This is a genomic window from Streptomyces sp. GLSS-08, assembly GCF_056387915.1.
Genome location: NZ_JBWJAQ010000009.1, coordinates 176,225 through 202,756 on the forward strand (window position 1 = coordinate 176,225; position 26,532 = coordinate 202,756).

At 68.9% G+C, this 26,532-nt stretch carries 27 protein-coding genes and 2 tRNA genes; 12 read left to right on the forward strand and 17 right to left on the reverse strand.

The genetic code is table 11. From position 1 onward, the window contains the following. Window positions 1-17 precede the first annotated feature (17 nt). The 4 genes from gyrB to AC0ZLC_RS18295 all read left to right on the forward strand — a co-directional run bounded on the left by gyrB (window position 18) and on the right by AC0ZLC_RS18295 (window position 5,684). Window positions 18-2,120, forward strand: coding sequence for a DNA topoisomerase (ATP-hydrolyzing) subunit B (gene gyrB, locus AC0ZLC_RS18280; RefSeq protein ID WP_358855143.1), 2,103 nt, complete (start codon window positions 18-20; stop codon window positions 2,118-2,120). Window positions 2,121-2,162: 42 nt separating this feature from the next. Next, on the forward strand, window positions 2,163-4,757 hold the full coding sequence (gene gyrA, locus AC0ZLC_RS18285) for a DNA gyrase subunit A (RefSeq protein WP_476753020.1): 2,595 nt from the start codon (window positions 2,163-2,165) through the stop codon (window positions 4,755-4,757). A gap of 18 nt (window positions 4,758-4,775) precedes the next feature. Beyond that, window positions 4,776-5,495, forward strand: coding sequence for a DUF3566 domain-containing protein (locus AC0ZLC_RS18290; protein ID WP_476753021.1), 720 nt, complete (start codon window positions 4,776-4,778; stop codon window positions 5,493-5,495). Window positions 5,496-5,607: 112 nt separating this feature from the next. Continuing rightward, window positions 5,608-5,684, forward strand: a tRNA-Ile gene (locus AC0ZLC_RS18295). Window positions 5,685-5,739: 55 nt separating this feature from the next. On the opposite strand, the gene AC0ZLC_RS18300 is transcribed toward AC0ZLC_RS18295, so the two are convergent. From AC0ZLC_RS18300 to AC0ZLC_RS18355, 12 genes are all read right to left on the reverse strand, one after another. Next, complete coding sequence (locus AC0ZLC_RS18300; RefSeq protein WP_476753022.1) at window positions 5,740-6,897, reverse strand: tyrosine-type recombinase/integrase; 1,158 nt, start codon at window positions 6,895-6,897, stop codon at window positions 5,740-5,742. Beyond that, a complete protein-coding gene (locus AC0ZLC_RS18305) occupies window positions 6,897-7,085 on the reverse strand; it encodes a helix-turn-helix domain-containing protein (protein ID WP_476753023.1) in 189 nt (62 codons plus the stop codon). Before AC0ZLC_RS18305 ends, AC0ZLC_RS18300 begins: the two co-directional genes overlap by 1 nt. Then, window positions 7,082-8,473: a replication initiator protein RepSA gene (gene repSA / locus AC0ZLC_RS18310; RefSeq protein ID WP_476753024.1), complete on the reverse strand. Its 1,392-nt coding sequence runs from the start codon at window positions 8,471-8,473 to the stop codon at window positions 7,082-7,084. Before repSA ends, AC0ZLC_RS18305 begins: the two co-directional genes overlap by 4 nt. Before the next feature lie 4 nt (window positions 8,474-8,477). After that, entirely contained in the window at window positions 8,478-8,660 is a 183-nt protein-coding gene (locus tag AC0ZLC_RS18315; protein WP_476753025.1) for a hypothetical protein, read from the reverse strand. Between the two features lie 94 nt (window positions 8,661-8,754). Continuing rightward, window positions 8,755-9,300, reverse strand: a complete 546-nt coding sequence (locus AC0ZLC_RS18320; protein WP_476753026.1) for a GGDEF domain-containing protein — start codon at window positions 9,298-9,300, stop codon at window positions 8,755-8,757. Between the two features lie 3 nt (window positions 9,301-9,303). Further along, window positions 9,304-9,621 carry a SpdD-like protein gene (locus AC0ZLC_RS18325; protein WP_476753027.1) on the reverse strand — a complete coding sequence of 106 codons (318 nt, stop codon included), beginning with the start codon at window positions 9,619-9,621 and terminating at the stop codon, window positions 9,304-9,306. Window positions 9,622-9,642: 21 nt separating this feature from the next. Beyond that, on the reverse strand, window positions 9,643-9,798 hold the full coding sequence (locus AC0ZLC_RS18330; RefSeq protein WP_376326665.1) for a hypothetical protein: 156 nt from the start codon (window positions 9,796-9,798) through the stop codon (window positions 9,643-9,645). A gap of 14 nt (window positions 9,799-9,812) precedes the next feature. Then, the gene (locus AC0ZLC_RS18335; RefSeq protein ID WP_476753028.1) at window positions 9,813-10,001 is read right to left on the reverse strand and encodes a mobile element transfer protein; all 189 of its coding nucleotides are present in this window, start codon (window positions 9,999-10,001) and stop codon (window positions 9,813-9,815) included. A 4-nt stretch (window positions 10,002-10,005) separates the two neighbouring features. Further along, complete coding sequence (locus AC0ZLC_RS18340) at window positions 10,006-10,185, reverse strand: hypothetical protein (protein WP_476753029.1); 180 nt, start codon at window positions 10,183-10,185, stop codon at window positions 10,006-10,008. Between the two features lie 17 nt (window positions 10,186-10,202). Beyond that, a complete protein-coding gene (locus AC0ZLC_RS18345) occupies window positions 10,203-10,877 on the reverse strand; it encodes a DUF2637 domain-containing protein (RefSeq protein WP_476753030.1) in 675 nt (224 codons plus the stop codon). A 75-nt stretch (window positions 10,878-10,952) separates the two neighbouring features. Next, the gene (locus AC0ZLC_RS18350; protein ID WP_476753031.1) at window positions 10,953-12,293 is read right to left on the reverse strand and encodes an FtsK/SpoIIIE domain-containing protein; all 1,341 of its coding nucleotides are present in this window, start codon (window positions 12,291-12,293) and stop codon (window positions 10,953-10,955) included. A 2-nt stretch (window positions 12,294-12,295) separates the two neighbouring features. After that, window positions 12,296-12,628, reverse strand: coding sequence for an SCO3933 family regulatory protein (locus AC0ZLC_RS18355; protein WP_385642369.1), 333 nt, complete (start codon window positions 12,626-12,628; stop codon window positions 12,296-12,298). Window positions 12,629-12,789: 161 nt separating this feature from the next. On the opposite strand from AC0ZLC_RS18355, the gene AC0ZLC_RS18360 reads away from it, so the two are divergent. Then, window positions 12,790-13,578 (forward strand): GntR family transcriptional regulator, encoded by a 789-nt coding sequence (locus AC0ZLC_RS18360; protein ID WP_476753032.1) that lies wholly within the window; start codon window positions 12,790-12,792, stop codon window positions 13,576-13,578. Between the two features lie 2 nt (window positions 13,579-13,580). Next, window positions 13,581-14,246 (forward strand): YdcF family protein, encoded by a 666-nt coding sequence (locus tag AC0ZLC_RS18365; RefSeq protein WP_476753033.1) that lies wholly within the window; start codon window positions 13,581-13,583, stop codon window positions 14,244-14,246. Between the two features lie 1,943 nt (window positions 14,247-16,189). Here AC0ZLC_RS18365 and AC0ZLC_RS18370 read toward each other — a convergent pair. Then, entirely contained in the window at window positions 16,190-16,546 is a 357-nt protein-coding gene (locus AC0ZLC_RS18370) for a DUF6344 domain-containing protein (protein ID WP_476753034.1), read from the reverse strand. 327 nt (window positions 16,547-16,873) lie between these two features. On the opposite strand from AC0ZLC_RS18370, the gene AC0ZLC_RS18375 reads away from it, so the two are divergent. Together AC0ZLC_RS18375 and AC0ZLC_RS18380 are read left to right on the forward strand one after the other, a co-directional pair. After that, window positions 16,874-17,002, forward strand: a complete 129-nt coding sequence (locus AC0ZLC_RS18375; RefSeq protein WP_476753035.1) for a DLW-39 family protein — start codon at window positions 16,874-16,876, stop codon at window positions 17,000-17,002. A 161-nt stretch (window positions 17,003-17,163) separates the two neighbouring features. Further along, window positions 17,164-18,699, forward strand: a complete 1,536-nt coding sequence (locus tag AC0ZLC_RS18380; RefSeq protein ID WP_476753036.1) for a hypothetical protein — start codon at window positions 17,164-17,166, stop codon at window positions 18,697-18,699. 15 nt (window positions 18,700-18,714) lie between these two features. On the opposite strand, the gene AC0ZLC_RS18385 is transcribed toward AC0ZLC_RS18380, so the two are convergent. Beyond that, window positions 18,715-20,703 (reverse strand): serine/threonine-protein kinase, encoded by a 1,989-nt coding sequence (locus AC0ZLC_RS18385; protein WP_476753037.1) that lies wholly within the window; start codon window positions 20,701-20,703, stop codon window positions 18,715-18,717. A 279-nt stretch (window positions 20,704-20,982) separates the two neighbouring features. Further along, window positions 20,983-21,531: a helix-turn-helix domain-containing protein gene (locus tag AC0ZLC_RS18390; protein WP_476753038.1), complete on the reverse strand. Its 549-nt coding sequence runs from the start codon at window positions 21,529-21,531 to the stop codon at window positions 20,983-20,985. A gap of 182 nt (window positions 21,532-21,713) precedes the next feature. Between AC0ZLC_RS18390 and AC0ZLC_RS18395 the strand changes: the two genes are divergently transcribed. After that, window positions 21,714-21,786: transfer RNA gene (locus tag AC0ZLC_RS18395), tRNA-Ala, on the forward strand. Window positions 21,787-22,341: 555 nt separating this feature from the next. On the opposite strand, the gene AC0ZLC_RS18400 is transcribed toward AC0ZLC_RS18395, so the two are convergent. Further along, the gene (locus AC0ZLC_RS18400; RefSeq protein ID WP_476753039.1) at window positions 22,342-23,040 is read right to left on the reverse strand and encodes a DUF5324 family protein; all 699 of its coding nucleotides are present in this window, start codon (window positions 23,038-23,040) and stop codon (window positions 22,342-22,344) included. 429 nt (window positions 23,041-23,469) lie between these two features. On the opposite strand from AC0ZLC_RS18400, the gene AC0ZLC_RS18405 reads away from it, so the two are divergent. Both AC0ZLC_RS18405 and AC0ZLC_RS18410 read left to right on the forward strand, forming a co-directional pair. Then, window positions 23,470-24,006, forward strand: coding sequence for a peptidylprolyl isomerase (locus AC0ZLC_RS18405; RefSeq protein WP_476753040.1), 537 nt, complete (start codon window positions 23,470-23,472; stop codon window positions 24,004-24,006). Between the two features lie 150 nt (window positions 24,007-24,156). Then, window positions 24,157-25,068: a rhomboid family intramembrane serine protease gene (locus AC0ZLC_RS18410; RefSeq protein WP_476753041.1), complete on the forward strand. Its 912-nt coding sequence runs from the start codon at window positions 24,157-24,159 to the stop codon at window positions 25,066-25,068. Between the two features lie 283 nt (window positions 25,069-25,351). On the opposite strand, the gene crgA is transcribed toward AC0ZLC_RS18410, so the two are convergent. After that, a complete protein-coding gene (gene crgA / locus AC0ZLC_RS18415) occupies window positions 25,352-25,606 on the reverse strand; it encodes a cell division protein CrgA (protein ID WP_358855131.1) in 255 nt (84 codons plus the stop codon). Between the two features lie 142 nt (window positions 25,607-25,748). On the opposite strand from crgA, the gene AC0ZLC_RS18420 reads away from it, so the two are divergent. After that, window positions 25,749-26,528 (forward strand): DUF881 domain-containing protein, encoded by a 780-nt coding sequence (locus AC0ZLC_RS18420; RefSeq protein WP_476753042.1) that lies wholly within the window; start codon window positions 25,749-25,751, stop codon window positions 26,526-26,528. Window positions 26,529-26,532: the final 4 nt, after the last annotated feature.

Here is a 26,532-nt window from a genome sequence, read left to right on the forward strand (position 1 = left end):
CGCCGGAAGCTTGGTTCGTGCTGTGCCAGAAAGGGCGCTTCGTGGCCGATTCCGGCAACCCCAACGAGAACATTGCCGCTACTGAAACGGATGAGGAGGGCAAGGCGCCCCGCGTAGAAGCGCACGCTGGCACAGCTGAGGCCCCGGGCGTGGCGTACGACGCCAACGCCATCACCGTCCTCGAAGGTCTGGACGCGGTCCGCAAGCGGCCCGGTATGTACATCGGTTCGACCGGTGAGCGCGGCCTCCACCACCTCGTGTACGAGGTCGTCGACAACTCCGTCGACGAGGCCCTCGCCGGCCACGCGGACACCATCGAGGTCACGATCCTCGCCGACGGCGGTGTGCGCGTCGTCGACAACGGCCGCGGCATCCCGGTGGGCATCGTCCCGTCCGAGGGCAAGCCGGCCGTCGAGGTCGTGCTGACGGTCCTGCACGCGGGCGGCAAGTTCGGTGGCGGCGGTTACGCGGTCTCCGGTGGTCTGCACGGCGTGGGTGTCTCCGTCGTGAACGCCCTGTCCACGAGGGTCGCCGTCGAGGTCAGGACCGACGGTTACCGCTGGACGCAGGAGTACAAGCTGGGTGTCCCGACGGCTCCGCTCGCCAAGCACGAGGCCACCGACGTGACGGGTACGTCGGTCACCTTCTGGGCCGACGGCGACATCTTCGAGACCACGGACTACTCCTTCGAGACGCTGACGCGGCGCTTCCAGGAGATGGCGTTCCTCAACAAGGGTTTGACCATCAAACTCACTGACGAGCGCGACTCCGCGAAGGCCGTGACGGGCGCGGACGAGGCCGGTGCGGACGAGAACGACGAGGTCAAGACCGTCACGTACCACTACGAGGGCGGCATCGTCGACTTCGTGAAGTACCTGAACTCCCGCAAGGGCGACGTCATCCACCCGACCGTGATCGACATCGAGGCCGAGGACAAGGAGCGCATGCTCTCCCTCGAGGTCGCGATGCAGTGGAACAGCGGTTACAGCGAAGGCGTGTACTCCTTCGCCAACACCATCCACACGCACGAGGGCGGTACGCACGAAGAGGGCTTCCGGGCCGCTCTGACGGGTCTGATCAACCGGTACGCGCGCGACAAGAAGCTGCTGCGCGAGAAGGACGACAACCTCACGGGTGACGACATCCGCGAGGGTCTGACGGCGATCATCTCGATCAAGCTCGGCGAGCCCCAGTTCGAGGGCCAGACCAAGACCAAGCTGGGCAACACCGAGGCGAAGACCTTCGTCCAGAAGGTCGTCCACGAGCACATCAGCGACTGGCTGGACCGCAACCCGAACGAGGCCGCGGACATCATCCGCAAGTCGATCCAGGCGGCCACCGCGCGCGTGGCGGCCCGCAAGGCGCGTGACCTCACCCGCCGCAAGGGTCTCCTGGAGTCGGCGTCCCTGCCGGGCAAGCTCTCCGACTGCCAGTCGAACGACCCCGTCAAGTGCGAGATCTTCATCGTCGAGGGTGACTCCGCCGGCGGCTCGGCCAAGTCCGGCCGCAACCCGCAGTACCAGGCGATCCTCCCGATCCGCGGAAAGATCCTCAACGTCGAGAAGGCGCGGATCGACAAGATCCTGCAGAACCAGGAGATCCAGGCGCTGATCTCCGCCTTCGGCACCGGGGTCCACGAGGACTTCGACATCGAGAAGCTCCGCTATCACAAGATCATCCTGATGGCGGACGCCGACGTCGACGGCCAGCACATCAACACCCTGCTGCTGACCTTCCTGTTCCGCTTCATGCGGCCGCTGGTCGAGGCCGGGCACGTGTTCCTGTCCCGTCCGCCGCTGTACAAGATCAAGTGGGGTCGCGACGACTTCGAGTACGCCTACTCGGACCGCGAGCGCGACGCGCTGATCGAGCTGGGCCGCCAGAACGGCAAGCGCACCCGCGACGACTCGGTCCAGCGGTTCAAGGGTCTCGGTGAGATGAACGCCGAGGAACTGCGCATCACCACGATGGACCAGGAGCACCGCGTCCTCGGCCAGGTCACGCTGGACGACGCCGCCCAGGCCGACGACCTGTTCTCGGTCCTGATGGGCGAGGACGTCGAAGCACGCCGCGCGTTCATCCAGCGCAACGCCAAGGACGTCCGCTTCCTCGACATCTGAGTCGGTCTCAGCTGACCGCCGCAGAAAGGATCTTCACCAGCAATGGCCGACGACAACACTCCGAGCATCCCCGACGAAGAGGGCGAGATCGCCCTGCGTGTCGAGCCCGTCGGGCTCGAGACCGAGATGCAGCGCTCCTACCTCGACTACGCGATGTCCGTCATCGTGTCGCGTGCGCTGCCCGACGTACGGGACGGCCTCAAGCCCGTCCACCGCCGCGTCCTGTACGCGATGTACGACGGCGGCTACCGCCCCGAGAAGGGCTTCTACAAGTGCGCCCGCGTCGTCGGCGACGTCATGGGCAACTACCACCCGCACGGCGACTCCTCGATCTACGACGCGCTGGTCCGCCTCGCGCAGCCGTGGTCGATGCGGATGCCGCTGGTGGACTCCAACGGCAACTTCGGATCTCCCGGCAACGACCCGGCGGCCGCCATGCGGTACACCGAGTGCAAGATGATGCCGCTGTCCATGGAGATGGTCCGTGACATCGACGAGGACACCGTCGACTTCACGGACAACTACGACGGGCGTTCCCAGGAGCCGACCGTCCTGCCGGCCCGCTTCCCGAACCTGCTGATCAACGGCTCCGCCGGTATCGCGGTCGGCATGGCCACCAACATCCCGCCGCACAACCTGCGCGAGGTCGCGGCCGGCGCCCAGTGGTACCTGGAGAACCCGGAGGCATCCCACGAGGAACTCCTGGACGCACTGATCGAGCGCATCAAGGGCCCCGACTTCCCGAGCGGCGCCCTCGTGGTGGGCCGCAAGGGCATCGAGGAGGCCTACCGCACCGGCCGCGGCTCCATCACGATGCGCGCGGTCGTCGAGGTCGAGGAGATCCAGAACCGCCAGTGCCTGGTGGTCACCGAACTCCCCTACCAGGTGAACCCCGACAACCTCGCGCAGAAGATCGCCGACCTGGTCAAGGACGGCAGGATCGGCGGCATCGCGGACGTCCGCGACGAGACGTCCTCCCGCACGGGCCAGCGCCTCGTCATCGTCCTGAAGCGCGACGCGGTCGCCAAGGTCGTGCTGAACAACCTGTACAAGCACACCGACCTGCAGACGAACTTCGGCGCCAACATGCTGGCGCTCGTCGACGGCGTGCCGCGCACCCTCTCCCTGGACGCGTTCATCCGGCACTGGGTGGCGCACCAGATCGAGGTCATCGTCCGCCGTACGAAGTTCCGGCTGCGCAAGGCCGAGGAGCGCGCGCACATCCTGCGCGGCCTCCTGAAGGCCCTGGACGCCATCGACGAGGTCATCGCGCTGATCCGGCGCAGCGACACCGTCGACATCGCGCGCGAGGGCCTGATGGGGCTCCTGGAGATCGACGAGATCCAGGCCAACGCCATCCTCGAGATGCAGCTGCGCCGACTGGCCGCCCTGGAGCGCCAGAAGATCATCCAGGAGCACGACGAGCTCCAGGCCAAGATCCGCGAGTACAACGCGATCCTCGCCTCGCCGGTGCGCCAGCGCGGCATCATCAGCGAGGAACTCAACGCGATCGTCGAGAAGTTCGGCGACGACCGCCGCTCCAAGCTGGTCCCCTTCGACGGCGACATGTCCATGGAGGACCTGATCGCCGAAGAGGACATCGTCGTCACCATCACGCGCGGTGGCTACATCAAGCGGACCAAGACCGAGGACTACCGTTCGCAGAAGCGCGGCGGCAAGGGCGTGCGCGGCACGAAGCTGAAGCAGGACGACATCGTCGACCACTTCTTCGTGTCGACGACGCACCACTGGCTGCTGTTCTTCACGAACAAGGGCCGCGTCTACCGCGCGAAGGCCTACGAGCTGCCGGACGCCGGCCGTGAGGCGCGCGGCCAGCACGTCGCGAACCTGCTGGCCTTCCAGCCGGACGAGGCGATCGCCGAGATCCTGGCGATCCGTGACTACGAGGCGGCGCCCTACCTGGTCCTCGCGACCAAGGGCGGTCTGGTCAAGAAGACGTCTCTGAAGGATTACGACTCGCCGCGTTCGGGTGGTGTCATCGCGATCAATCTCCGCGAGACGGAGAGCGGTTCCGATGATGAACTGATCGGTGCGGAGCTGGTCTCGGCCGAGGATGATCTGCTTCTGATCAGCAGGAAGGCGCAGTCGATCCGGTTCACCGCCACGGATGACGCGTTGCGTCCGATGGGCCGCGCCACCTCGGGTGTCAAGGGCATGAGTTTCCGTGCGGGGGACGAGCTGCTCTCGATGAATGTTGTTCGACCCGGTACGTTCGTGTTCACTGCTACGGACGGCGGGTACGCGAAGCGGACCGCTGTCGACGAGTACCGCGTTCAGGGTCGCGGCGGCCTGGGCATCAAGGCTGCCAAGATCGTCGAGGACCGCGGCTCCCTCGTCGGCGCGCTGGTGGTCGAGGAAACCGACGAGATCCTCGCCATCACTCTGTCCGGCGGTGTGATTCGCACGCGAGTCAACGAGGTCAGGGAGACGGGCCGTGACACCATGGGCGTCCAACTGATCAACCTGGGCAAGCGCGATGCCGTGGTAGGTATCGCTCGGAACGCCGAGGCCGGTCGCGAGGCGGAGGAAGTCGACGGCGTGGACGCCGACGACGAGTCCGCCGAGGTCGTCGCGGCCGCGGGAACGGACGAGGGCGAGCAGTCCCCGGCCGAGTAACGCGAGGAGTGAGTCATCGTGAGCGGAGCCACGGGCGCCGGAACGACCGGTAAGGAAACGGACGGCGGCCGTGGCTCCGCCACTGATGGCGCCGACTCCCATGACTCTCATGGATCCCAGGGGGGAACTGTGACGGACACCCGAGGCCCGCAGGCTCAGCAGTACGCGGCCGGAGCGGGCCCGGCGGCTCCGGACACACCGGCGTCGGCGGCACCCTCGCCGGCCGCTGCCACCCCGCCGGGCTCCGCGCTGCCGGGTGAACGGCAGCCGCAGCAGGCTGCGGGGCCCTACCACCCGCCGCAGGCCTACCAGCCGGCCCCGGCCGGCGCGGTACGCCGCCCGCGGACCGGCGCGCGCACGACGCCGCGCACCCGTAAGGCGCGGCTCCGCGTGGCCAAGGCCGACCCCTGGTCGGTGATGAAGGTCAGCTTCCTGCTCTCCATCGCGCTCGGCATCTGCACGATCGTCGCCGCCGCGGTGCTGTGGATGGTCATGGACGCGATGGGCGTCTTCTCGACCGTCGGCGGCACGATCTCCGAGGCCACCGGTTCGAACGAGTCCAACGGCTTCGACCTCCAGTCGTTCCTCTCGCTGCCGCACGTCCTGATGTTCACGACGATCATCGCGGTCATCGACGTCGTCCTCGCCACGGCGCTGGCGACCCTCGGCGCGTTCATCTACAACCTCTCCGCGGGCTTCGTCGGAGGCGTCGAGCTGACCCTGGCCGAGGACGAGTAACAGCACATCCTCGGGGCCGTCCCCGGGGGCCGGGATACCGATTTTGGGACTGGCCGCGTCGTGCGCTAATCTTCAGAGGTCAGCGCGCGGGACATACACCGCAGAGCGCGGCGGGGCTATAGCTCAGTTGGTTAGAGCGCATCCCTGATAAGGATGAGGCCACAGGTTCAAATCCTGTTAGCCCCACCAGTGCAAAGACCCCCAGTCGATACCGGCTGGGGGTCTTTGACATCCATGGCTGACATCAGCCGATCAGCGGATCTTCCAGAAGCTCGGCCAGCATCGCCACGGCCTCGCGTTCGCCGTCGCCCACCACGTGCGTGTAGACGTCCATGGTCATGCTGATCTGACTGTGGCGGAGGATCGCCTGAGCGACCTTGGGATGAACCTTGAGGAAGGCCAGCAAGGTCCCGCAGGTGTGCCGGGCGAGCCGGACCGTGATGCGGCGGACACCGGCCCGCTTCACCAGCCGCTCGAAGCTCCGGGAGAAGCCCATCGGGTCGATGGGGCCGCCCCGCTCGGACGAGAAGACGAGATCCTGCCCGGGCTCCTGGGCCCAGCCGTCGCCGACGATCCGGCGTTCCAGATCCTGAAGCTCCCGACGCTCGCGGAGAGCCCGGGCGCAGAACTCAGGCAGCGGCAGCACGGCCTGAGAGGACTCGGTCTTGAGGTCCTTGAGGACCAGGCCAGCGCCCTTGACCCGCTGCACCTGCTTGACGGGCGTGAACTGTCCCCGGTCGAAGTCGATGTCCTGCCAGCGCAGCCCCAGAACCTCGCTGCGACGCAGGCCGAGGACGAGCACCAGGACGCAGGCTGCGTACAGCCGGTGCGCGCGGGAAGCCCGCAAGAAGGCAACGGCCTCCTGGGCGTTCCAGGGCCGAGCCTCGCCCTTGCTGACCTTGGGCATGTCCACCAGCAGGGCGACGTTCCGGGTCACCAGCTCCTCACGCATGGCGCGGTTCAGGGCGTTGCGGAGGACGCGCAGCACCTCGAACCGGGCAGCAGCGCCGACGCCGTCCGCCTTGAGCTTCGCCATGAAGATACGGATCTGCGCGGGCGTCAGCCTGATCATGGCCTTCTTGCCGAGCTGCGGGACCAGGTACAGCCGCACCTTGGACTCGTACTTCACGTACGTGTTGTGCTCCCGCTCCGGCTTCACGATGTGCTCCAGCCAGTAGGCCAGCCACTCACCGAGACTCCACGAGCGGGAGGGGACGGGAATGCCGTTGCGCTCCTGGTCCTGAAGCTTGCCTAGCTTCTCGTTTGCCTCGTCCCAGGTCCGGCCGTACACGTACTTGCGCACGCGGTTGCCGTCCGTGTCGGTGACGTAGGCAGCGCCCTGGTACCGGCCATCGGACCGCTTCGCGATGGTGCCGCCGCCGTTGGGCCGACGCTTGGCCATCAGGCAGCCCTCCCGATCTGACCCACGATGAAGTCACGGACGGCGTCATCCGGGATGCGCCGGCACCCGTCCACCTTGATGGACACGAGGCGGTGAGTCCGGATGAGGTCATAGACCTTGGTCCGTCCAACCTTGAGCCGTGCCATGACCTCTGGGACGGTCAGCAGCTCCGGGGCAGCGGTGGTCATGTAGCGGCTCCTTCCAGGTCGAGCAGGGCGGGTAGTTCCTCGCGGGCGATCTCGCGGTTGAGCTGGATGTCCCGCCGGATGCTGGCGGCGAGCCAGGACTCACCGGGGGTGTGGCCGTGGCCGGCGTAGGTCCAGTGGGCGAGGGTGAGCGTGGTGGCCTCTTCGTCGTCGGGGTCCGGCAGGCCGAGGGCGGCGCGTTGCTGGGCCGCGCGGTAGTCGGCGCGGGTCTGGCGGAGGGCGCCGAGGGTGGTGGAGTAGCGGCGGGACTTGGTGGAGAAGTGGCCCCGGAAGCCGAGCATGTGAGCCCAGTCCCGAAGCTTTCGGTCCGGGTAGAGGGCGTGCAGGTCGAGGCACGCGGCGATGAGCCGGGCGGGGTGATCGGGTACTCCGAGCAGCGCCAGGGCCTCTTTGTTGCCGATGCGGCGATCCACGGTGCCGGTGGTCTCGGCCGCCTTGGTGGCGTACTTGGCGACGTAGGAGGCCACCGCCTGTTCGGTGATTTCCTCGCCGTTGCCGAAGGCCCGGATCGTGCGGACGTCCAGCTGCGTGCCCCAGCGCAGAGTCCGGGCAGGCCGGTCACCGGCGGGGGGCACGTCTACGGCGACGCGAGCAGCAGCGGCGTGGATGGAGTCGGTGAGAAGGTCGAGGGTCGCCCACGCCGGGGGCGGATCGTCGGGTCCTTCGGGGCCGTCGAAGCGGATCACGGCGTGGAAGTGGACGGCTCCGCGCTTCTGGTACTCCGCGACCTTGCCGAAGGAGACGCGCGACTGTTCCCGTGCCGCCTTCTGCGTGAGACCGGCGCGCTTGGCGATCTCGCGGCGCAGGTAGATCGTGAAGTAGCGCCACAGCTCGGAGGCATGGTTGTTCCACAGCACCGCGCCCGCGTAGTCGTAGGCGTCCGGGTCGAGCGGCGTGCCCAGCTCGGGAGCGTCCTCGGCGTGGAGGGTGCCGCATCGGCAGGGCCGGTTGCCGGGCCGGTTGTGGACCGGGCCGAACGAGGGTGCGGTGAGGGTCGCGAACACCCGCGGGTGGTCCCGGATCGTGTGGGGGGTGCCCTTGGCCGGGTCGCCGACGAGGCCCGCACGGATCAGGTGGTAGGTGTCCCCGGCGTAGGTCCAGGCGCAAGCGGGGCAGCGGGAGGCCCGGCGGTTGCCGCAGGCGAGGCGGAGCCGTCCGCCGGGTTCGGTGTCGGTCGAGTAGGAGTGCAGCACTTGCCCGGTGGCGGCGTCGCGGGTGACGGTCGAACCGGTCAGGTGGATGGGGTCGGAGCAGCCGCCTGTGCGGCGGATCTGGTCTTGGATGCGGTCGAAGCCGGTAGACCCGGCCAGCCTCAGCACGTCGGCGAGGGTGGCCGGGTCCAGGCCCGCCATGGTGGCGGTGTTGGTCACGTGGTCACCGCCCGGCGCGGTACAGCGAGGCGGCGGGGACGGTGCGACCGGTGCCCTGGCAGGTCGGGCAGGTGGCGCGGAGGGTGGCGCGGGTGCCGTCGGTTCGGCGGGTGCCGGTGGTGATGGCGGCGGAGGCGAAGCCGTCGCAGTCGCGGCAGACCCGCGTCGGCTGGACGTGCTGGGGCATGATGGGGCTTCCCTTTCAGGTCCGTTGGAGCTGGATTGGGTGCAGGCGCCCGGAGCGGCGGAAGTTTGGCGACCGAGGCCGCTCCGGGAGCCGTTCAGTTGTGGACGTTGCGCCTTCCGTGGCCCTTGGCCGCGTACATCCCGGCGTCGGCCGCCGATAGTGCGTCGGTAAGGGCGGGGACCGGCAGGTCGGTGCGGTGGCAGAGGCCGACCGAGGCGGAGACCGGCAAAAGTTGTCCGTCATGGGCGACGGGCCGGTCGAGGGCGGTCCGCAGTGCCGTCGTTCCGGGGGTGCGTGCAGGGTCGGTGACGATGGCGGCGAACTCGTCTCCGCCGAGGCGGGCGGCGATGCCGTGGCCGGCGCACCAGTCGCGCAGTCGGCGGGCGGTCGCCGTGAGGACGGCGTCACCGGCGGGGTGTCCGTGCGTGTCGTTGATGGCCTTGAAGTCGTCCAGGTCGATCAGGATGACGAGCGCGGCCGGGTTCCTGTCGAGCAGGTGTTCGGCGCGGGTGGTGAAGCCGACCCGGGTGTGAAGGCCCGTCAGCGGGTCGCGACGGGCGGTGGACAGGCGGCGCAGGAGCAGGCTGCCGTGCAGGGCCCAGCCGAGGGCCGGTAAGGCGGCGGCGATCACGGTTTCCATAGCTCACCGTCCCTTGTGCATGTCGTTGACGAGCAGGCGCAGGACGACGGCGACCAGGGCGACGGACACGCCCGTGATGGCGACCGCCAGGAGCATCGAGACCAAGACCGCACCGACGACGAGGACGACGGCGGTACCGCCGCCGACGAGGGCGAGCGCGGTGCCGGGCGTGACCTGGATCGTGGAACGGGTCGGGGCCGAAGCGACCGGGGCCGGCGGAGTCGCCGGGGTACCCGGCGTACTGCTGGTCGGCTCAACCACGGTCGGCGGGGTGGCCAGGCCCGTGGGCTGCGGCATGGTCGGGAGCTTGGGACGGAACATGGGCGGATCTCCTTTCGCGGGTTACTTGACCGCGGTGTCGATGACCGGGGACAGGAGGCTGTCGGCGAGGAGGTAGCCGCCGAGGAGGAGCACGGCCACCAGCCACCAGGGCGGGCGGATGAGCTTGATGCCGAGGAATCCGACGATGAGCAGCGCAAGCCAGAGCGGGACGTCCATGACGCGGTGTCCTCCTATGCCTTGCAGCGGTGGGTGCGGGCGGCGAGTTCGGCGGCGGAGCGGTCGTGGTAGTCGGCGGAGAAGCCGCAGCGCGGGGCGGTGCAGGCGGCGGTGTGCATCTCGCGCCCCCGGCCGTCGAAGTACGTGCCGACCTGCACGGGCCCGATCCGGATCCGGTTACGGAAGCGGCGGTAGACGGTCATGGGGTCAGTCCTCCTGCCTGAGGCTGTGGCCGGGGAACTCGGCGAGGATGCGGGCCTTGTCCTGCGGGTTCGAGGTGCGGTCGGCGGCCTCCTCGGCGAGCAGGCGAGCCAGGGCCGGACGGTCGGCGATGGCCATCTCGCGGGCGGCGTCGATGTAGTCGGACGGGCGGTTAAAGGTCTGCATGTGCTTCCTCCTCCTGGTCAGATGAGCTGGAGTTGGGCGGCGATTGCGTCGGTCATCGGCGCGGGCAAGCCAAGTCGGGCCGAGAGGACGTCGGTGGGCATCGGGGCGCCGGTAGACGCCTTGTGTGCGTCGGCGATCTTGCGGGCGTGATCCAGCAGCGCGGCCGGAACCGCGGGCGCGTTCGGCGCGGGCTGTGGCGGCGCCGGGCTCAGCTCCGGAGCAGCAGGCGCCGGGGGCGGGTTGGGAGCGGGGGTTTCGCGCGTGACGTCGATTTCCGGCGAGGCTTGCGGCTCGTCGTCCACAGGCTCTGCAGGAGTAGAGCCGGGGTTATCGGCAGGGGTGTGGACCAGGAGAGTTCCGCCGAGGAAAGCCAGGGCGGGCCAGCCAGCAACGAGGATGCGTAGCCAGTCGGGCACGTGGGCCAGGTCGAGGAGTCCGGCCGTTGCGATGTTCGCGCCGAGCGAGGCGAACAGGGCGATGACGAACCAGGTCCAGGCGGAGCGGTCCCGGCGGGCCGTGCGCAATCGGCGCCAAGCGGCGACCAGGAGCAGGTCGACGGAGATCGGGTAGGCCCAGGCTTTCCAGCCGGACTGTCCGGCGGCTTCGGCCAGGTCATGCAGGTGGGCAAAGGACAGCGCGCCAGCGATGACGGCCTGGACCAGCACGGCGTCGATACGGATCGAGCGGGGCATGGGGGCACCTCCCTTCGAGGGGGTTGGGCGAGGGAAGGGGCGGGGAGCGGTGGCCGACCGCCCGGGCCCCGGTGATCAGTCGGTGACCGGGCGCGGCTTGACCAGCGACGGACCGGCCACCGGCGCCTCTGTGGGCACGAGAGGCCGGAACGGATCGAGGGCGGGGAAGTCCGGGACCAGGTGGGCGAACTGTCGGCAGGCTGCGATCACTTCCGCGCGGGACGTGTGCGGGGTGCGGATCTTCGACCAGCCGCCCGTCGAGTCGACCGCGACAGCCGTCCCGGGACGCTCCATCGGGATCAGACCGGCAGCCAATGCGGCGTCCGGAGCCACGTCCGCCAGGCCCATTTCGGCGGTCTGCTTGTCATTGACCCGGTGCACGACACGGCCTGTGAGCTGGGCACGGAGCATGGTGGCGCCTTTGCCCAGGTCGGAGCCGAAACGCTGTCCGCAGATTTCCAGGTAGATCCCGACCGCGCGGGCCATCTGCGCCAGCCGGATCAGTGCCGTGACGATCCGCTCGCGGCGTTCCTCGTCCTTCTTCGCCGAGATCAAGAACAGCTCTGCCACCTCGTCGACCAGGACGACGACCGGCACCGGCCGCAGATGTTCGGGCAGCTCCCACACGTCTGAGACCCCGTTCCGGCTCAGCAGGTCGAAGCGGTCTTCCATCTCCGCGACCAGGACCGCAAGCAGGGAAGAGGCATCGTCGGGAGTGGTGACCAGGGCCGACAGCCGGGGAGCGAACGCGGACTGTTCCACCCCGCGCTTGCAGTCGATACCGACCAGCGCCACCGGCAACTGAGCCAGCCCTTTGATCAGGTTCCGCTGATACATCGACTTGCCCGAGTGATTCGCGCCCAGCGTCAGCGCCATCGGGGCCTTGCGATAGTCTCGCTCGAACGCGGTCCCGTCCTCCCGCAACGCCACCGGCACCACCAGATCGTGCGGGGCAGCCTTGCGCGGCATCCGCACCCGGCGCAGCACGTCATACCCGGTCATGCGCAGCTCGACAAACCCGGGCTTCGTCTCCACCACGGTCACGGAGTGCACACCCCAGGCGTGCCGCAGCCGCTCGGAGGAAGCCGTCACGTCGGCGGGCTCCAGGCCGGCCGGAAGCCGCAGCGTCACCCGCAGCCCGGTCGACGTGGGCCGGACACGACGGATCTTCGGCGGTACTGGCTGGACCTCGCGACGAGCGACGCTGCGTGTCATGAACGCCCGCAGCCCGGACGGCTGAACCGTCAGCCCGCACACGTCCATCGTCGACCGGTACGAGAAGGTGAACCGGCCCCAGGTGAGCGGCATGCCCACCAGCGACCAGTAGACCCGCGGGGCCCGTACCCTCGCGTAGCCGAGACCGCCGGCCCCCGCTAACGCTCCCGTGGCCTCCAGGCACATCGTCAGGTCAGCCATGATCAGGCCGCCGGGGTGATCGCGACCGCGCGGAACGAGATCCCGTGCCGCTTCTGGCCGTTGAACTCGTTCTCCCAGTCCCGCGCCTTCAGGCCGTGCACCTTGACGGGCGTCCCCGGCACGAGGTTCTCCGGGTAGCCGTTCTCCGGGACGGTCACCTGATAGAGGTTGCCCTCCCCCTCGTCCGAGACCAGCAGGCCCACCGTGGACAGCCCCAGGCTCGGGTTGTCCCGGTCCATGGCCCGCTCACCGGTCTTCTTGTTCGCCATCTTCGGTTCCGGCGCGGTCGCCACGAACACGACGGCGGTCGAAAGGTCGATCTTGAACGACGGCATAAGCACTCCCTGTTTTGAAGCTTTGGAGCAGCCCAAAGAAGGCCTTTCCTTCCCGCTGTCCTAGGACTGCGGTGGGCTTGGCAAGACTGTGGCACGCAGTCCTAGGACTGTCAACAGTCCTGGGACTGTGCTTGACTGGACTGGTTGAGAGGAGTCATGCAATGGCGCCCAAGTGGCGGGAGCTGGCGGACAAGCTGGCTGAACAGATCAAGAGGGGTGAGTACGCCCCCGGCCAGCAGCTCCCGCAGATCAGGGAGCTGGTCGCAGCGGGCGAGGGCAGTAAGTCCACCGTCCATCAGGCCTACAAGGCGCTTGAGGCCGAGGGGCTGGTGACGTCATCTCGCGGTCACGGAACCGTGGTGCGTGAGCGAGTGCCTCTTAAGCGACTCGGCATCGCCAGGTACGACAAGGCCAAGTGGCGGGACGGCGACGAGGTCGCTTTCATCGCGGACCGTGTGGCTTCCGGACGGGCATACCGCCGGAACGAGCAGACCCAGACGGTCAGCCGCCTCGTAGCGCCCCCGGAGGTAGCAGCTGCCCATGGCCTGCCGGAAGGTGCCGAGGTCTACGCCCGCGCACGGTTGGTCAAGGAAGGCGACCAGCCGACGCACACGTTGACCAGCTACTACCGGCCTGAGCACGTTGAAGGCACGCGACTGGTGGATCCCACGCCCGGGCCCGCCGGCCGAGGCGGCGGATTTCGTGTGCTGTACGACGCGGGTTACGAGATCGACCACATGAGGGAGCGACTGTTCGCCCGAGCCGCCACGCCGGACGAGGTGAAGCAGCTCCAGCTGCCGCCGGGCGAACCGGTGGTCGAGCTGCATCGGACGACCTATACGGCCGCGGGCATCGTCGTGGAATTCGCCATCGGGGTACACGCAGCATCGCGCTTCGCGTGGGAGTACGACTTCAAGGTGCCCGACTCAGCGAAGAACAGTGAGGGGTAGCAGTGATCTCGACACAGGATTGGGCAGACGCCCGGCGCGTGTGGGACTACCACCAAATGGGTCACTCACCCCGGCCGTGCTCGGTTGCCATCGGGCTCGGCAGCCACGACCTGGGAGTGGCCGACACGGCAGTGGACCTGTACAGGCGCGGCATGGCTTCCCTACTCCTGTTCACCGGTGCCACCAGCCCTACGACACGAGAACGCATGCCCCGCGGTGAAGCCGTCCACTACCGGGAACGGGCACTGGAACTCGGTGTTCTTAGCACGGCCGTTCTAGTGGAGTCACGGGCACGCAACACGGGCGAGAACATCCGCTTCTCGCGGGAGCTGTTGGAGGAGGGGGGGATCGAGGTGTCCTCGGTGCTCCTGATCAGCAAGCCGTACGAGGAGCGGCGAGCGTATGCCACGGCACGCAAGCTCTGGCCCGAAGTCGAGGTCGTCAGCGCTTCCACTCCGATGACGCTCGACGAGTACGTCGACTCCATCGGCGACGCCCGCTTGGTGATCGACATGCTGGTCGGTGCGCTTCAGCGACTGATGATCTACCCCAAGCAGGGATTCATGATCAGCCAGCCACTGCCTGCCGACGTGCTCGAAGCGTACGAGCGCCTTTGCCGAGCCGGATTCACGAGCCGACTCCTGACCACCGATGCACCGTCAGCCTGACCAAGCTAGGGCGAAGCTGTTACGAGTTTCTCTACCTCATCAAGCCCCGGCTGCGCTCCGCTCCGCCGGGCGCGCTTCCCGGCTCTGGCTGCGCCCGCGCTCCTGCCTTCGGCCCGCTCGGCGCTGCCGCCGCCGACGCGCGCCCACATGTGGATAGGGCCGGAAGCCATGAGTCGATCACCCCATAGAGCGGCCCACGGTCAAAGACGATGCCTCCGGCGGGGGATCGGCCGGCACCGGGATGGAGGGGGCGCCGTTCCCGGCCGCCGGCCCGTAGTGGCGTGCGCGGAGAGCTCCCATCCCGACCACCGCCGACCCAGGCAGAGCCGAGCAGACGCGGCCCATGGCGTCCAGGTCGTTCGTACAGTGGCGCGCTCCACCTGGACGCCATGAACCACGCCCGCTCCACGGTGTGTGGGTCGACGGCGGACGGGATGGGAGCTGGGGTAGGTGGTGGCTTGGATGGGGCAGGCGAAGCGACCCTTCATGGGTGAGGGGTGCAAACCTACATTGGCCCTTACTTCCTGCCCTATGGCGTGTACTCCCGTGCACGACAAGAGGCGATCTAGGTGCGACCGGCAAAGTTTCTTTTGTGCACAGCTGGGGACGAAGAAACCTGCTGGTCAACGGGTCTTTCTAGTGTGGTGCAGTCAGCTACCCACAGGCCTATCCCGCAAGTCCCACACAGCTGTGGGTCAACTCTGCACAGGTATGCCGAGGTTGTACCCAGGGCCTGTGGATAACCAGATTGGCTGGTGGTAACGGGCGTGCCACTATCAGCAAGCCAACCAACGGAACTGCCCTTGCTAGGCAGCGCAGTTGACGTTGAGCGGGTTCCACGTGCAACGGCGTGCGGGAGTAAAGCGCATGTCCGTAAGCAGAATTGGGCCTCTCATCTGTCAGTGGCGTGCCGAGAAAGGTCAGGCCCAGACGAGATGCGGGGCGCACCCGAGCACTTTGGCGAGAGGCAGGTGCGCCCCGAGAGAGCCAGGAGGAACATGTACACGCCCCGTCCGACCCACAGCGCCCAGCTTCAGCACGGAAGCTTTGGCGCTAGTACCACTGTTCCACGAGCCACTGACAGCGCCCAATGGGTATTGCTCGGAGCAGTAGCTAGCTGTGTGATCGGAGCCCAGCCCCTTGCCGCAGTCCTCGACTCGGCGACGCAGCTGGTCACCGTAATCGTCGTCTTGTTGCTCGTCCGCGCGCACCTGCGGAGTCACCCCAGTACTGCTGTAGCGGCCAGCCGTCAAGTACGACGCTGACGTTGACACCAGTGGCTGACACCAACAGGGGCGAACAGCGGCGGTCGATGCTGAACCTAGGCGAACCAGCGATCCAGGCCGCAGGCCGGTTCACCCAGCACGCGTATCCGGCGTGATCGACCTGATAAGGATGAGGCCACAGGTTCAAATCCTGTTAGCCCCACCAGCACGAAGGCCCCCAGGCGAATCGCCTGGGGGCCTTCGGCGTGTCCGGTGGCGTCGGTGGATGGAAGAGGCCGGTGACTTACGGCTTTCCGCCGAGGGGGTGTCCGCGTAGTTGGGGTCGGGCTCCGTCCCACGATGTTGGTCGGGACCCGCGTCCGGAGGATGAACCGTCCGTCGGGACTCGTCGGCGCTGTGCCGACCGCCCGGCTCATCGTGTCCCGGCCGGACCGCTGCTGTCCGGCCCTGCCCGCTGGACCGTTGCTGTCCGGACCGTCGCTCTCCAAGCGCTGCTGTCCGGACCGTCGCTCTCCAAGCGCTGCTGTCCGGACCGTCGCTCTCCAAGCGCTGCTGTCCGGACCGTCGCTCTCCAAGCGCTGCTGTCCGGACCGTCGCTGTGTCGGCATGGCGAAGGCCCGGCGACTCGTCCGAGTCGCCGGGCCTTTTGCCCTGTGTGGCTTTGTACGCAAGTTCGCCGCTACGTCAGGGGCGTGCCTGGTGGTGCTGCCGCCGTGCTCAGCGCTGAAGAGGTGTGACGGGTTCCGTATGGGCATGGGCGAACGACTCGGTGTCGCAGAGGGCGCCCGTGTCGGCCGCGGCATCGTCGTCGGTCGCGCGGTGGCGGCAGCTCGGTGAGGAACCATGGGCCTCGGCGTGGATGCGCTGCTTCATGGTGGGGGGCAGTGACCTGCTGTAGGACCAGGCCCAGGGGGACGCCGTCAGCAGGCTCACGTCGGCGCTCGTGTTGCGCGGTGTCCCGGCCTGGGGTACCGCCGCGGCGGCGACGGTGGTGATGAGTCCGAGTGTCGTGCACAGCGCCAGGAAGGCGGTGAAGACGACGTTCCACAGCTTCATGACCTTGTTCTGGGCCACGGCCCCTCACTTTCGGGTTGGGCGATTTGCGTACTTTCCTCATGATGTGTATGAGCGCCGCGAAGTGGTGGACCGACGCCCGTGGCGCGTCGATGTTCAGATGAACACCACCCGGATGGGTGCAGGAAGCCCGGAAACGCAGGAAGGGCGATGAAAAGTCACAGCGTGTGATGAGTTGTCACCCTGTGAATGAGGTGCCGTGCCGTGGTCCTACTGAGGCGTACGGGGCGGGAGTTGGGGGCCGACGCAGGTCACCGATCGGTATCGGTCGGTGTGTATAGTCGGGCGCCAGAGGTCCCCTACGTCAAGGAAAGACGAGGTCGCGCGGTGAAGAAGCTTCTTCTGGTCGGACTGGCCGCCATCGGCGGGCTCCTCGTGTACCGCCAGATCCAGGCGGATCGCGCCGAGCAGGATCTGTGGACGGAGGCGACTGACTCCGTGCCCACGGGTTCCTGAGGAGTACCAGTCTCAGACAGACCCCGGCCGTCCCTACGGCCGGGGTTTTGTGTTGTCCCGACGTCCTCCGGTTCGATGCCGGGGCTGTGGCGGGGCGTGGGGAGTTTCGTTTCGGCCGCTCCTGCGCAGAGCACAGGCGCTGGGGCGGTACGCGGGGCAGGATGGGCGCCACGGTCGGGGGCAACGGCGAGGGGTGGCGCGGGATGGGGCGGCGCACGGCGGAGCGGCGCGCTGGGCCACGGCGCGGCCGGACACCGGTGGTGGTGGTGGCGGTGCTGTGCACGACCGGGGCGTTGGGCGTCACGGCGGCGGTGCCGGGGCAGGCGGCGGCGACACCGTCCACGGCCGGCGCGGGCCATGGCCTTGGTGAGGGCGCCCGTACGGAGGCCGTGTCCGGGCCCCCCGTGCAGGCGCCGCTGCTGTCGTCGGCCGGCGACCCGGATCCGTACGGCTTCGCCGAGGACGCCAGGACGGTCGAGGGCGCCGACGGCACCACAGGGACGGTCCGCCTGGAGCCCGGCGGGACGTACCGGAGTTCCATCGCGAAGGACGGAAAGCTCTATTACCGCCTTGAACTCGACGCCGTGTCGAACGCGTACGTCTCCGTCACGGCCGTTCCCGCGCCGGGCAGCGAGGTCTCCGCGGCCGACGGCATCAAGGTGTCCGTCCAGGAGGCCGACGGCTCGACCTGCTCCGCCAAGGCCGCCCACGTCGGCGCCACCCAGAGCCCGCACCCCGTCGCCGCCTCGGCGTTCCGCGAGATCGGCCGCACCGAGTACGTGTGCCAGGAGGCGGGGACGTATTACGCGGTCGTCGAGCGCAGCGGTCCGCCCGTTTCCGCCTCGGACGACTGGGACCTGGAGCTGGGCTATGTGACGGAGCCGCGGCTGCGGAAGGCCGGTGCGACGGACGCTCCCCGCACCTGGAACTCCGTACCGCCACAAGCCCTCCCGGGCGACCCCCGGCGCCGCCCGGGAGGTACGGGCTTCAGCACGGCCGTCCCGCTCGGAGAGGGCGTCTGGCGGACCGGCCTCGAAGCCGGTGGGACGCTCTTCTACAAGGTGCCCCTCGACTGGGGGCAACAGCTGTACGCGACCGCCGAGCTCGGCAGTACGGACAGCGGCGGCCGCTACGTCGGCACCGCGCTGAGCGTGGCGTTGTACAACCCCGTACGGGGCTTCGTCGAGGACGTGGGTACCGGGTACGGAGGCAGTCGGCGGCAGGCCGTCCTGCCCGCGCCGGCACCGGTCGCGTACGAGAACCGCTACGCGATCAGCGCCCGGACGAGCGGGATGCGGTTCGCCGGTTCGTACTACCTCGTGCTGCATCTCGGTGCGCGGGTCGCCGAGAAGTCCGGCGACGCACCGCTCGACCTGACACTGCGCGTGCGGGTGAGCGGCGAGGCGCAGGACGGTCCGGCCTACGCGGGGCCCGCCGTGCCGCGCGACGCCTTCGAGGTCACGGCGGAGGACCGTGCGGAGGCGGCGGGTGCCGTGGCGGGCGGTTCGGCAGGCGGTGGCGCCGACGGCAGCGGCGGCGGGAGTGCCGGCGGCGGTGGCCCCGTGATGAAGTGGATCGCCGCGACGGGAATCGGCTCCGGATGCGCGCTGACACTGACGCTCGCCTTGTGGACGGCGGTGGCACGACGGCGCGGGAGTGCGGCGCGTGCGGGGACCGCTCGTACCCCGGGCGGCTGAGCCGGGACCGTCCGCTCAGACCCGCGCCAGTGCCCAGAAGCCCACGGCGTAGCAGATGAGCGCGAGCAACAGCATGGGGACGGCCACCTTCGCGGGTGGTCCCGGACGCCTGGTGCGGTGCCGTGCGGCCGACTGCGACGGCCGTGCGAGCTGCGGTGGCCGGGCGGTGGACGCGCCGGTCGAGGCGAACGCGTGCTGCGGCACCGCGGTCATGGGGGCCGTCGGCTGGTGACGGGTGGCGACATGCGCGGGCGCGAAGGGGAGAGCGTGGACGGGGGCCGGCGTCGGCAGCTCCACCGGTGCCGGCGGAGTGCGCGGGGGCGTGGGAGCGGCTGACCGGGGCCGAGGGGCCGCCGCCTGCGCGATGGGCGGCGGCAGGTGGAAGCTTCCGGTGTCCGACATGGTGGGCGGTTGCGGGGGCGTGGCGTCGGGGTGGGGGAGGGGCGGCGTCCGGTCCGCGGGCCGCCAGGTGCGGGAGTGCGGCGTCGAGTCCGGGTGGGGGCGCGGCAGCTGTGGCGGTACCGGTTCCGTGGCCGGGCGGGGAGGTATCGCGCCCTTGTAGGAGTGCGCGTACCCGGTGTCGGTCCCGGCGTCCGGAGGCGCCGAGCCGGGGCCGGACGCCGGTGTTCCGGTGTGGGAGCCGGACTGCGGAACAGGCGCCCCGGTGCCGGCAGGCGGGCGCGAGTTGTCAGCACCCGGGAGCGGAGGAACGTTTCCCGTACCCGGGAGCGGAGGAACGTTTCCCGAGCCCGGCAGCGGAGGAACGTCCCCGGCACCGGGGAGCGAAGGCGCCGCAGTCGCAGGAAGGCGGGGCACTGCGCCGGGGGCGGGATGGTGGGGCACGCCGCCGGTGCCCGGATACGGGGGTGTCGCGCCGCTGCCGGGATACCGGGGGAACGTGCCGCTGTCGGGCGGCGGGGGCGCCGCTCCGCCGCCGGGGTGCGGCGGGAGCGTGCCGCCGGTGGCAAGCGGTGCCGCGACGGGGCCCGGGTACGGGGGTGCGGTGCCGGAGCCGGGGAACGAAGGGGTCGCAGGATGCGCACCGCGGCCCGGCCGTGGCGGTGTCGTGTCCGTGGCGTCGGGAGACACGACGCCCGGGTGGGTGGCGAGCCCCGGCGCTCTGTGGAGGGGTCCCTCGGGTCCGAATCCCGTGGGCAGCGGCCCCACCTGGTCGAAGACCTCGACGAGTTCGTCGTCGGGGCCGGGTTCGGGCAGCAGCTCGACGGCTGAGGCGAGGGCCTTGCGGGCCCCCGTCGCGGTACGGAACCGTGCGTCCGGATCGGGTTGCAGCAGCGTCGCCACGACCTGCCACAGCGGTTCGGGGATGCTCTGCGGCGCCCGGGGTGTGCCGTGCGCCGCGAAGTGCTCGATCAGCGCCTTGGCGTCGGGCCTGGCACCTTCCAGCAGATAGAGGGCGACCAGTCCCACGGCGAACAGATCGGCCGGGAAGTCGGGATCGGCCCCCGTCATCTGCTCGGGCGCGAGGTAACCCGGCGTGCCCACCACGTAGTTGGTCTCGGTCAGCCGTGGCTCGCCGAGACGCATGGCGATGCCGAAGTCGGAGAGACGCAGCCGCGGCCGGGCCGTGCCGGTGGCTTCCAGCAGCACGTTGGCGGGCTTGATGTCACGGTGCACCACCCCTTCCGCGTGCACGGCGGCGAGCCCCGCGAGGAGCTGGTCGAGCAGAGTGCAGACGAAGAGCGGCGGCAACGGGCCGTAGTCGCCGACGAGATGGACCAGGGAACCCCCGGCCACCAGGTCCATCGTGAAGAGGACCTTGTCGTCGTCGGCGGCCCAGCTGGCCGGCGCGAGCACATGGGGGTGATCGATCCGCAGCGCCTGCTCACGTACGAAACGCAGCAGCGAGTGCGCGTCGCTCTGCTGCAGGACCTTTGCGGCCACGTACCGGCGCCGCCGGTGGTCCCAGGCGCGCCAGACGGCACCGACTCCCCCGCGCCCGATCGGGTCGGCCAGTTCGTACCGGCCGGCGAAGACCTCACCCATGGTCGTGCCTCGCTCCCCCTTCGGCGTTCGGCCGGCGGCCTCGTGCGAGGTGCCCGGCTCGCTGGAGCTCGTCGGATTGCCCGGGCCCCGGGGCACTTCGGGGCGCCCCGCCTCCGCTGTCCGTGCCGGCCGGCGGCCCCGTCCCCGGTGCCGTGTCCCCGGGCCGTCCGGCGATGCCCTTGGTGCGCGATTTCGTGAGGTGCCCGGCTGCCCGCTCCTCCATGGCAGAAAGTCCGACGGACCTTCTGCCGCGGGTTGTCCGGCGGCCGGGCGGCCGGCTCAGTTCTGGTGGGACTGGTAGTGCGCCACCGCGTCCGAGGTACGGCCCGCGCCGTACACCCGGAGGAACTCTGCCAGTTCCGGGTGGGTCGGGGCGAGGGTGTCCGCCGCTTCGATGATGTCCCCGGCCGCCGCCACCGAGCGCAGCAGCGACTGGATCTCGCGCACCACCCGCTTGACCGTGGGGGCTCCCGAACTGCTGGTCGTCTGCGTGGTGTTGCTGAGCACCGAGCCCCCCTGGGACTTCTTGATCTCGTCCATCCGGTCGGTCGCCTCGGCCGCGCTGACACTGCCGTCCGCGACCTGCCCGGCGAGATCCTGGAGCAACTGCACGCGCTGAACCACCGCGGGGTTGCCGATCTTGGCCCGCTGGCCGCTCATCAGCTGCGACAGCATGGGGGCGGACAGCCCCAGCACCCCGGCGAGACGCGCCTGGTTGAGACCCAGATCGTCGATGAGCCTACGGAAGAGCGCCCCCAGCGGCTCCCCGTACCAGTTCCGCTGCAGCTCCCGGGCTCTTGCGGTCGCTTCCTGCTGTGCGGCGTCCATTGCGTCTCCCCATCGCTTCCCCAAGTACGGCGGTTCGCTGCCGCGAACCACGCCGAGCATCTTACGGAGAGTGGTCGTGCACGGGGACCCCCAATCTTTTTGCGAGATCCCGGGGATGACCCGGTACTCTGGTCTGCGGCGCCCGCCGGTGCGAGATTTCTCCGGTCGGACGTTCCTCTTCCGGGGCCTTAGCTCAGTTGGTAGAGCGCTGTCTTTGCATGGCAGATGTCAGGGGTTCGACTCCCCTAGGCTCCACATCTCGGACCGGTCAGACGCCCTTCTCGGGCGGCTGGCCGGTTTTTCGTATGCCCTGGTTCGCCGCCCGTCGAGTGGCACGCGGCGAAGAGCCCGGAGCGGTTGACCCGGTTTGCGGTGACGCGCGTCACAGATACATGCTTTGCTGTCGTTGCATTTATTTGTGCAAACAGTGGTGGAAGGCCGTGGTCCACGAGGCCGTCAAGCCGGTGTGCGAGGTGATGGGGGCGCGACGGTGTCCGAAGAGGGGGCCATGTGGGGGTGGGGGCGAGCCGAGCCCGGTAACCGGCGCGATGCGCTCCGTTAAGGGGTTTGTGTGGACGTCGTGTGTGCGGGACATTGCAAACGTCATCGCGACCGGGGCCGAGAACGGCGCTGTTCGAGGCGGTGCGGGTGCGCCCTGGTGTGCCGCCGGAAATCACAGGTGCGTCCCGGTGTTCCGGCGGCGGCTCTCCGGCCGCGGGCGTCATGTTCCACGTGAAACAACGCCGTGGGGCAGAAGACCCTCAAGTCTTCTGCCCCACGGCGTTGTTGAGGCCGGCGCGGTGACCGGGATCAGCGGAGATCGTCGCGATCCGCCGATTCGTCCTCGGCCTGCTTGGCCTGAACCTCGGGGTCCAGGGCGGCCTGGCTGCCGTCGACGGCCGACAGGCGGCCGCTGTCGGGCACTTCGGTGGCGGCGGGGGGCTCGACCAGCCAGTCCGGGTTGGCCTGCTTGTCCCACCACTTCCAGGCGGCGTAGGCGCCGCCCGTGACGAGACCCAGCACGGCGAGTCCCTTGGCGAGACGGCCGGCCCGGGCCCGCCGCTGCTGCTTGCGGACCAGCTTCTGAATCTGCTGGGGCGAGACCTGACCACGCAGTGCGGCCAGTGCGGCAGCTCCGCGCGCCGCGGCCTCCTTGCTCGCGGGCTGAGCCGCCGCAACGGCCTGGTCGATCCTCGGCTTCGAGTAATCGGCGGCCTGGCGAGCGGCCCTGCGCGTGCGGACCGCGGCGTCGTGCGCGGCCTGGTCGACCTTCGGCGGGACGTGCGAAAGGGCCTGTTCCAGGCGCGGCGCGAGATAAGCGTCGTACTGGACGCGGGCCTGGTCGGCGGCCAGCGACACCTTCGGCGCAAGCCGTACGCGTGCCTCGTTTGCGTAGTGTGCGGCCCTGTCCTTGGCCGTGTCGGCGTAGGGCGCCACCACTTCCGCGGCGTGCAGCACGCTGTCCTTTGCCGAGCCGGTCGCGGCGCGCACGCTGTCAATGCGGGTCACGGGTTTCCTCCTCCTCGGTGGCGTACGGTATTTCACCTTTCCGCCCTTATCGGGATCATGCCCGTCCGTGGCCTCCGGAGCATGTGAGGACAGGCATCCGGGTCACGGACACCCCCCTCCCGGGCGAGCCTGGAGCAGACGCCGATCAGGGGACGATCAAACGACGTACAGGCGACGATCAGGTCCCATAGGGGTAATACAGGGCGGCAGGAGCTTGCCGACGACAATGCCACGGATCGTCGCGACGCGCCCCCGTCTGGGAGGACTCGACCGGTTTTCTGCAGACGCTGTCTCCGGGCATCTGTCCGGGGACAAAGATCCGGGTGCCCGGTAGAAGCGGTACTAAGCGCAGGGACGAGTGGTGACGGGCGACGGGCGTCCGGGCCGTGCGAGGATCGGGGAGTCAGAGAAGGCAACGGAAGGCAGATCGTGGCTGAGCAGCTTTACGCCACCCTGAAGACCAACCAAGGCGACATCGAAGTCCGGCTCCTGCCGAACCACGCGCCCAAGACGGTCCGCAACTTCGTCGAACTCGCCAAGGGCGAGCGCGAGTGGGTCAACCCGGAGACCGGCCAGAGGTCCACGGACAAGCTCTACGACGGCACGGTCTTCCACCGGGTGATCAGCGGATTCATGATCCAGGGCGGCGACCCGCTCGGCAACGGCACCGGCGGCCCGGGTTACCAGTTCGAGGACGAGTTCCACCCCGACCTGGCCTTCGACAAGCCGTACCTGCTGGCCATGGCGAACGCCGGCCCGGGCACCAACGGCTCGCAGTTCTTCATCACCGTCTCCCCGACGGCCTGGCTGACCCGCAAGCACACCATCTTCGGCGAAATCATCGACGTGGCCAGCCAGAAGGTCGTGGACGCCATCGTGAGCACCCCGACCAACCCGCGCACCGACCGTCCGGTCAACGACGTGGTCATCGAGTCCGTCGTCGTGGAGACCCGGCCCCAGGGCTGAGGCCCCGGGTTCCGCGGGGAACCAAACGCCCCGTTCGTCCGTAAGGATGGGCGGGGCGGTGCGCCGGCGCCCGGTCCCGCACAGCACCCGGGCGGACCGCTGTGCGCCGGCCGCGCAGCGACGTAGGCAGAGGTGAGGGGACGATCCGTCATGGACAACGCGCCAGGCAGCCCGCAGGGCCCGAGCGACCAGGGGCAGCAGGACGCGCAGAGCCCGCCCACCTGCTACCGGCACCCCGACCGCGAGACGGGTATCCGCTGCACCCGGTGCGAGCGCCCCATCTGCCCGGACTGCATGGTCAGCGCCTCGGTCGGCTTCCAGTGCCCCGACTGCGTGCGCAACGGGTCGGGCACCGGGCACGCAGCCACCGCCATGCAGCCCCGCACGCTCGCGGGCGGCGCGGTCGCCGCCGATCCCCGACTCGTCACCAAGATCCTCATCGGCATCAACCTGGCCGCGTTCCTGGTGCAGTTGTCGGTCGGTGATCGCTTCACCAACCGCTTCCAGCTCCTCGGCAGTGCGTACGATCCTCTGTTCGGCTCGGTCGAAGGAGTCGCGGAAGGCCAGTGGTACCGGCTGCTGACCTCGATGTTCCTGCACGGCAGCGTCACGCACATCGCCTTCAACATGCTCAGCCTCTGGTGGATCGGCGGGCCGCTGGAAGCCGCCCTCGGCCGCGCCCGCTACCTCGCGCTCTACTTCGTCTCCGGTCTCGCCGGCAGCGCCCTGACGTATCTGATCGCCGCACAGAATCAGCCCTCGGTCGGAGCGTCCGGCGCGATCTTCGGTCTCTTCGGCGCGACCGCCGTCCTCATGCGCCGGCTCAACTACGACATGCGCCCGGTCCTCGCCCTGCTCGCGATCAACCTGGTCTTCACCTTTTTCGGCGCCAACATCGCCTGGCAGGCCCACGTCGGTGGCCTGGCCGGGGGCGTCGTCGTCGGATACGCCATGATCCACGCGCCGCGGAGGCGACGGGGCCTCGTCCAGTACGGGACGTGCGCACTGGTCCTGGCGGCTGTGGTCGTCATGACGCTGGTCAGGACCGCTCAGCTGACGTGAGTGACCGAGTTTGTCCACAGACTGTGGCGGATCTTGTGCACGCTGTGCGGGAACAACTGTGCCCCCTGTCCCTGACCTGAGTTTCCGCAGGTAGGGCAGGGGGCGAACACGCTTCCGCTTCCCGGTAGGCCAGTCACACCGGCGTCAACGCGGAGTGGGTTATCCACAGATCGTCGTTCTTTTTCCCCACTGTGGAAAACTTCTGTGGATAACCTGGTGGACAGCTTGGGGCAGAGCTGGGTCCACCTCGCCGTGGACCCCCGTTACCCCACCGGAAAAGCCGTTACTTCCACTGCGTGGAGACGCCGAATCCCGCCGCGATGAATCCGAAACCGACCACGATGTTCCAGTTGTCCAGGCTGTCGATCGGCAGCGAACCGTTGGTCACGTAGAAGACCACGATCCAGGCGAGGCCGATGAGGAACATGGCCAGCATGACCGGTGCGACCCAGCCGCGGGTGTTCAGTTTGATGGCCGTCGCCTGCTTGGACGGCGGCGGCGTGTAGTCGGCCTTCTTGCGGATACGTGACTTCGGCACGAGGGTCTCTCCTGTCGATGCGCTGCGTGGCCGCGCAGGGAACTGGGGCGGGCTCCGGGGCAGCGTACAAGGGGACACTGAGTGCTCCCCCGGGCGTCCGTTAGCGTAGTGCTTCCGCGGCGCCTAAGGAGATAAGGGTACGTTGAGCAATTCTGCCGACTCCCCAGGGACGGGTCCCTCCACGGCCCGTACGCGCCGTTTCCGGCCCGTGCGGGTGCTCACCGTAGCGGTGTTCGCCCTGGCGGGACTCATCTTCTTCACCAGCTTCAACACGGCCAAGGGCACCAATATCCGTACGGATGCGTCCATGTTGAAGCTCTCCGACCTCATTCAGGAACGGAGCCACAAGAACGGGCAGCTCGACGAGTCCAACGGCGCCCTGCGTGACGACGTCGAGGCGCTCGCCGAGCGCGGCGACGGCCGCTCGGACGTCGAGGACGCGAAGCTGGCCGCGCTGGAGAAGAAGGCGGGCACCCGGAAGGTCAGGGGCAGGGCCGTCACGGTCACGCTGAACGACGCCCCGCCGAACGCGACCGCCAAGCTGCCGGGCTACCCGGAGCCGCAGCCCGACTACCTGGTCATCCACCAGCAGGATCTCCAGGCCGTGGTGAACGCCTTGTGGCAGGGCGGCGCCGAAGGCATCAAGGTGATGGACCAGCGGCTGATCTCCACCAGCGCGGTGCGCTGCGTCGGAAACACCCTGATCCTCCAGGGCCGGGTCTACTCGCCGCCGTACAGGATCACCGCGGTGGGTGATCCGGGGAAGCTCCAGAAGGCCCTGGCGGCCTCCGCGGCGATCCAGAACTACATGGTGTACGTCAACGTCTACGGGCTCGGCTGGAAAGTCGAGGAGGACGGCAGGGTGACTCTTCCCGGCTACTCGGGCACAGTGGATCTCCACTACGCGACGCCTGCGGAGTAGCGGG

Coding starts and splice junctions, on each gene's coding strand:
- AC0ZLC_RS18320 (WP_476753026.1), bottom strand. CDS start 9,300: ATGGAAACCGTGATCGCCGCCGCCTTACCGGCCCTCGGCTGGGCCCTG.
- AC0ZLC_RS18340 (WP_476753029.1), bottom strand. CDS start 10,185: ATGCAGACCTTTAACCGCCCGTCCGACTACATCGACGCCGCCCGCGAG.
- AC0ZLC_RS18335 (WP_476753028.1), bottom strand. CDS start 10,001: ATGACCGTCTACCGCCGCTTCCGTAACCGGATCCGGATCGGGCCCGTG.
- AC0ZLC_RS18350 (WP_476753031.1), bottom strand. CDS start 12,293: ATGGCTGACCTGACGATGTGCCTGGAGGCCACGGGAGCGTTAGCGGGG.
- AC0ZLC_RS18390 (WP_476753038.1), bottom strand. CDS start 21,531: ATGGACGCCGCACAGCAGGAAGCGACCGCAAGAGCCCGGGAGCTGCAG.
- AC0ZLC_RS18315 (WP_476753025.1), bottom strand. CDS start 8,660: ATGCCCCAGCACGTCCAGCCGACGCGGGTCTGCCGCGACTGCGACGGC.
- AC0ZLC_RS18330 (WP_376326665.1), bottom strand. CDS start 9,798: ATGGACGTCCCGCTCTGGCTTGCGCTGCTCATCGTCGGATTCCTCGGC.
- AC0ZLC_RS18325 (WP_476753027.1), bottom strand. CDS start 9,621: ATGTTCCGTCCCAAGCTCCCGACCATGCCGCAGCCCACGGGCCTGGCC.
- AC0ZLC_RS18345 (WP_476753030.1), bottom strand. CDS start 10,877: ATGCCCCGCTCGATCCGTATCGACGCCGTGCTGGTCCAGGCCGTCATC.
- AC0ZLC_RS18305 (WP_476753023.1), bottom strand. CDS start 7,085: ATGACCACCGCTGCCCCGGAGCTGCTGACCGTCCCAGAGGTCATGGCA.
- AC0ZLC_RS18380 (WP_476753036.1), top strand. CDS start 17,164: ATGGGCGCCACGGTCGGGGGCAACGGCGAGGGGTGGCGCGGGATGGGG.
- AC0ZLC_RS18385 (WP_476753037.1), bottom strand. CDS start 20,703: ATGGGTGAGGTCTTCGCCGGCCGGTACGAACTGGCCGACCCGATCGGG.
- AC0ZLC_RS18410 (WP_476753041.1), top strand. CDS start 24,157: ATGGACAACGCGCCAGGCAGCCCGCAGGGCCCGAGCGACCAGGGGCAG.
- AC0ZLC_RS18360 (WP_476753032.1), top strand. CDS start 12,790: ATGGCGCCCAAGTGGCGGGAGCTGGCGGACAAGCTGGCTGAACAGATC.
- gyrA (WP_476753020.1), top strand. CDS start 2,163: ATGGCCGACGACAACACTCCGAGCATCCCCGACGAAGAGGGCGAGATC.
- AC0ZLC_RS18300 (WP_476753022.1), bottom strand. CDS start 6,897: ATGGCCAAGCGTCGGCCCAACGGCGGCGGCACCATCGCGAAGCGGTCC.
- AC0ZLC_RS18355 (WP_385642369.1), bottom strand. CDS start 12,628: ATGCCGTCGTTCAAGATCGACCTTTCGACCGCCGTCGTGTTCGTGGCG.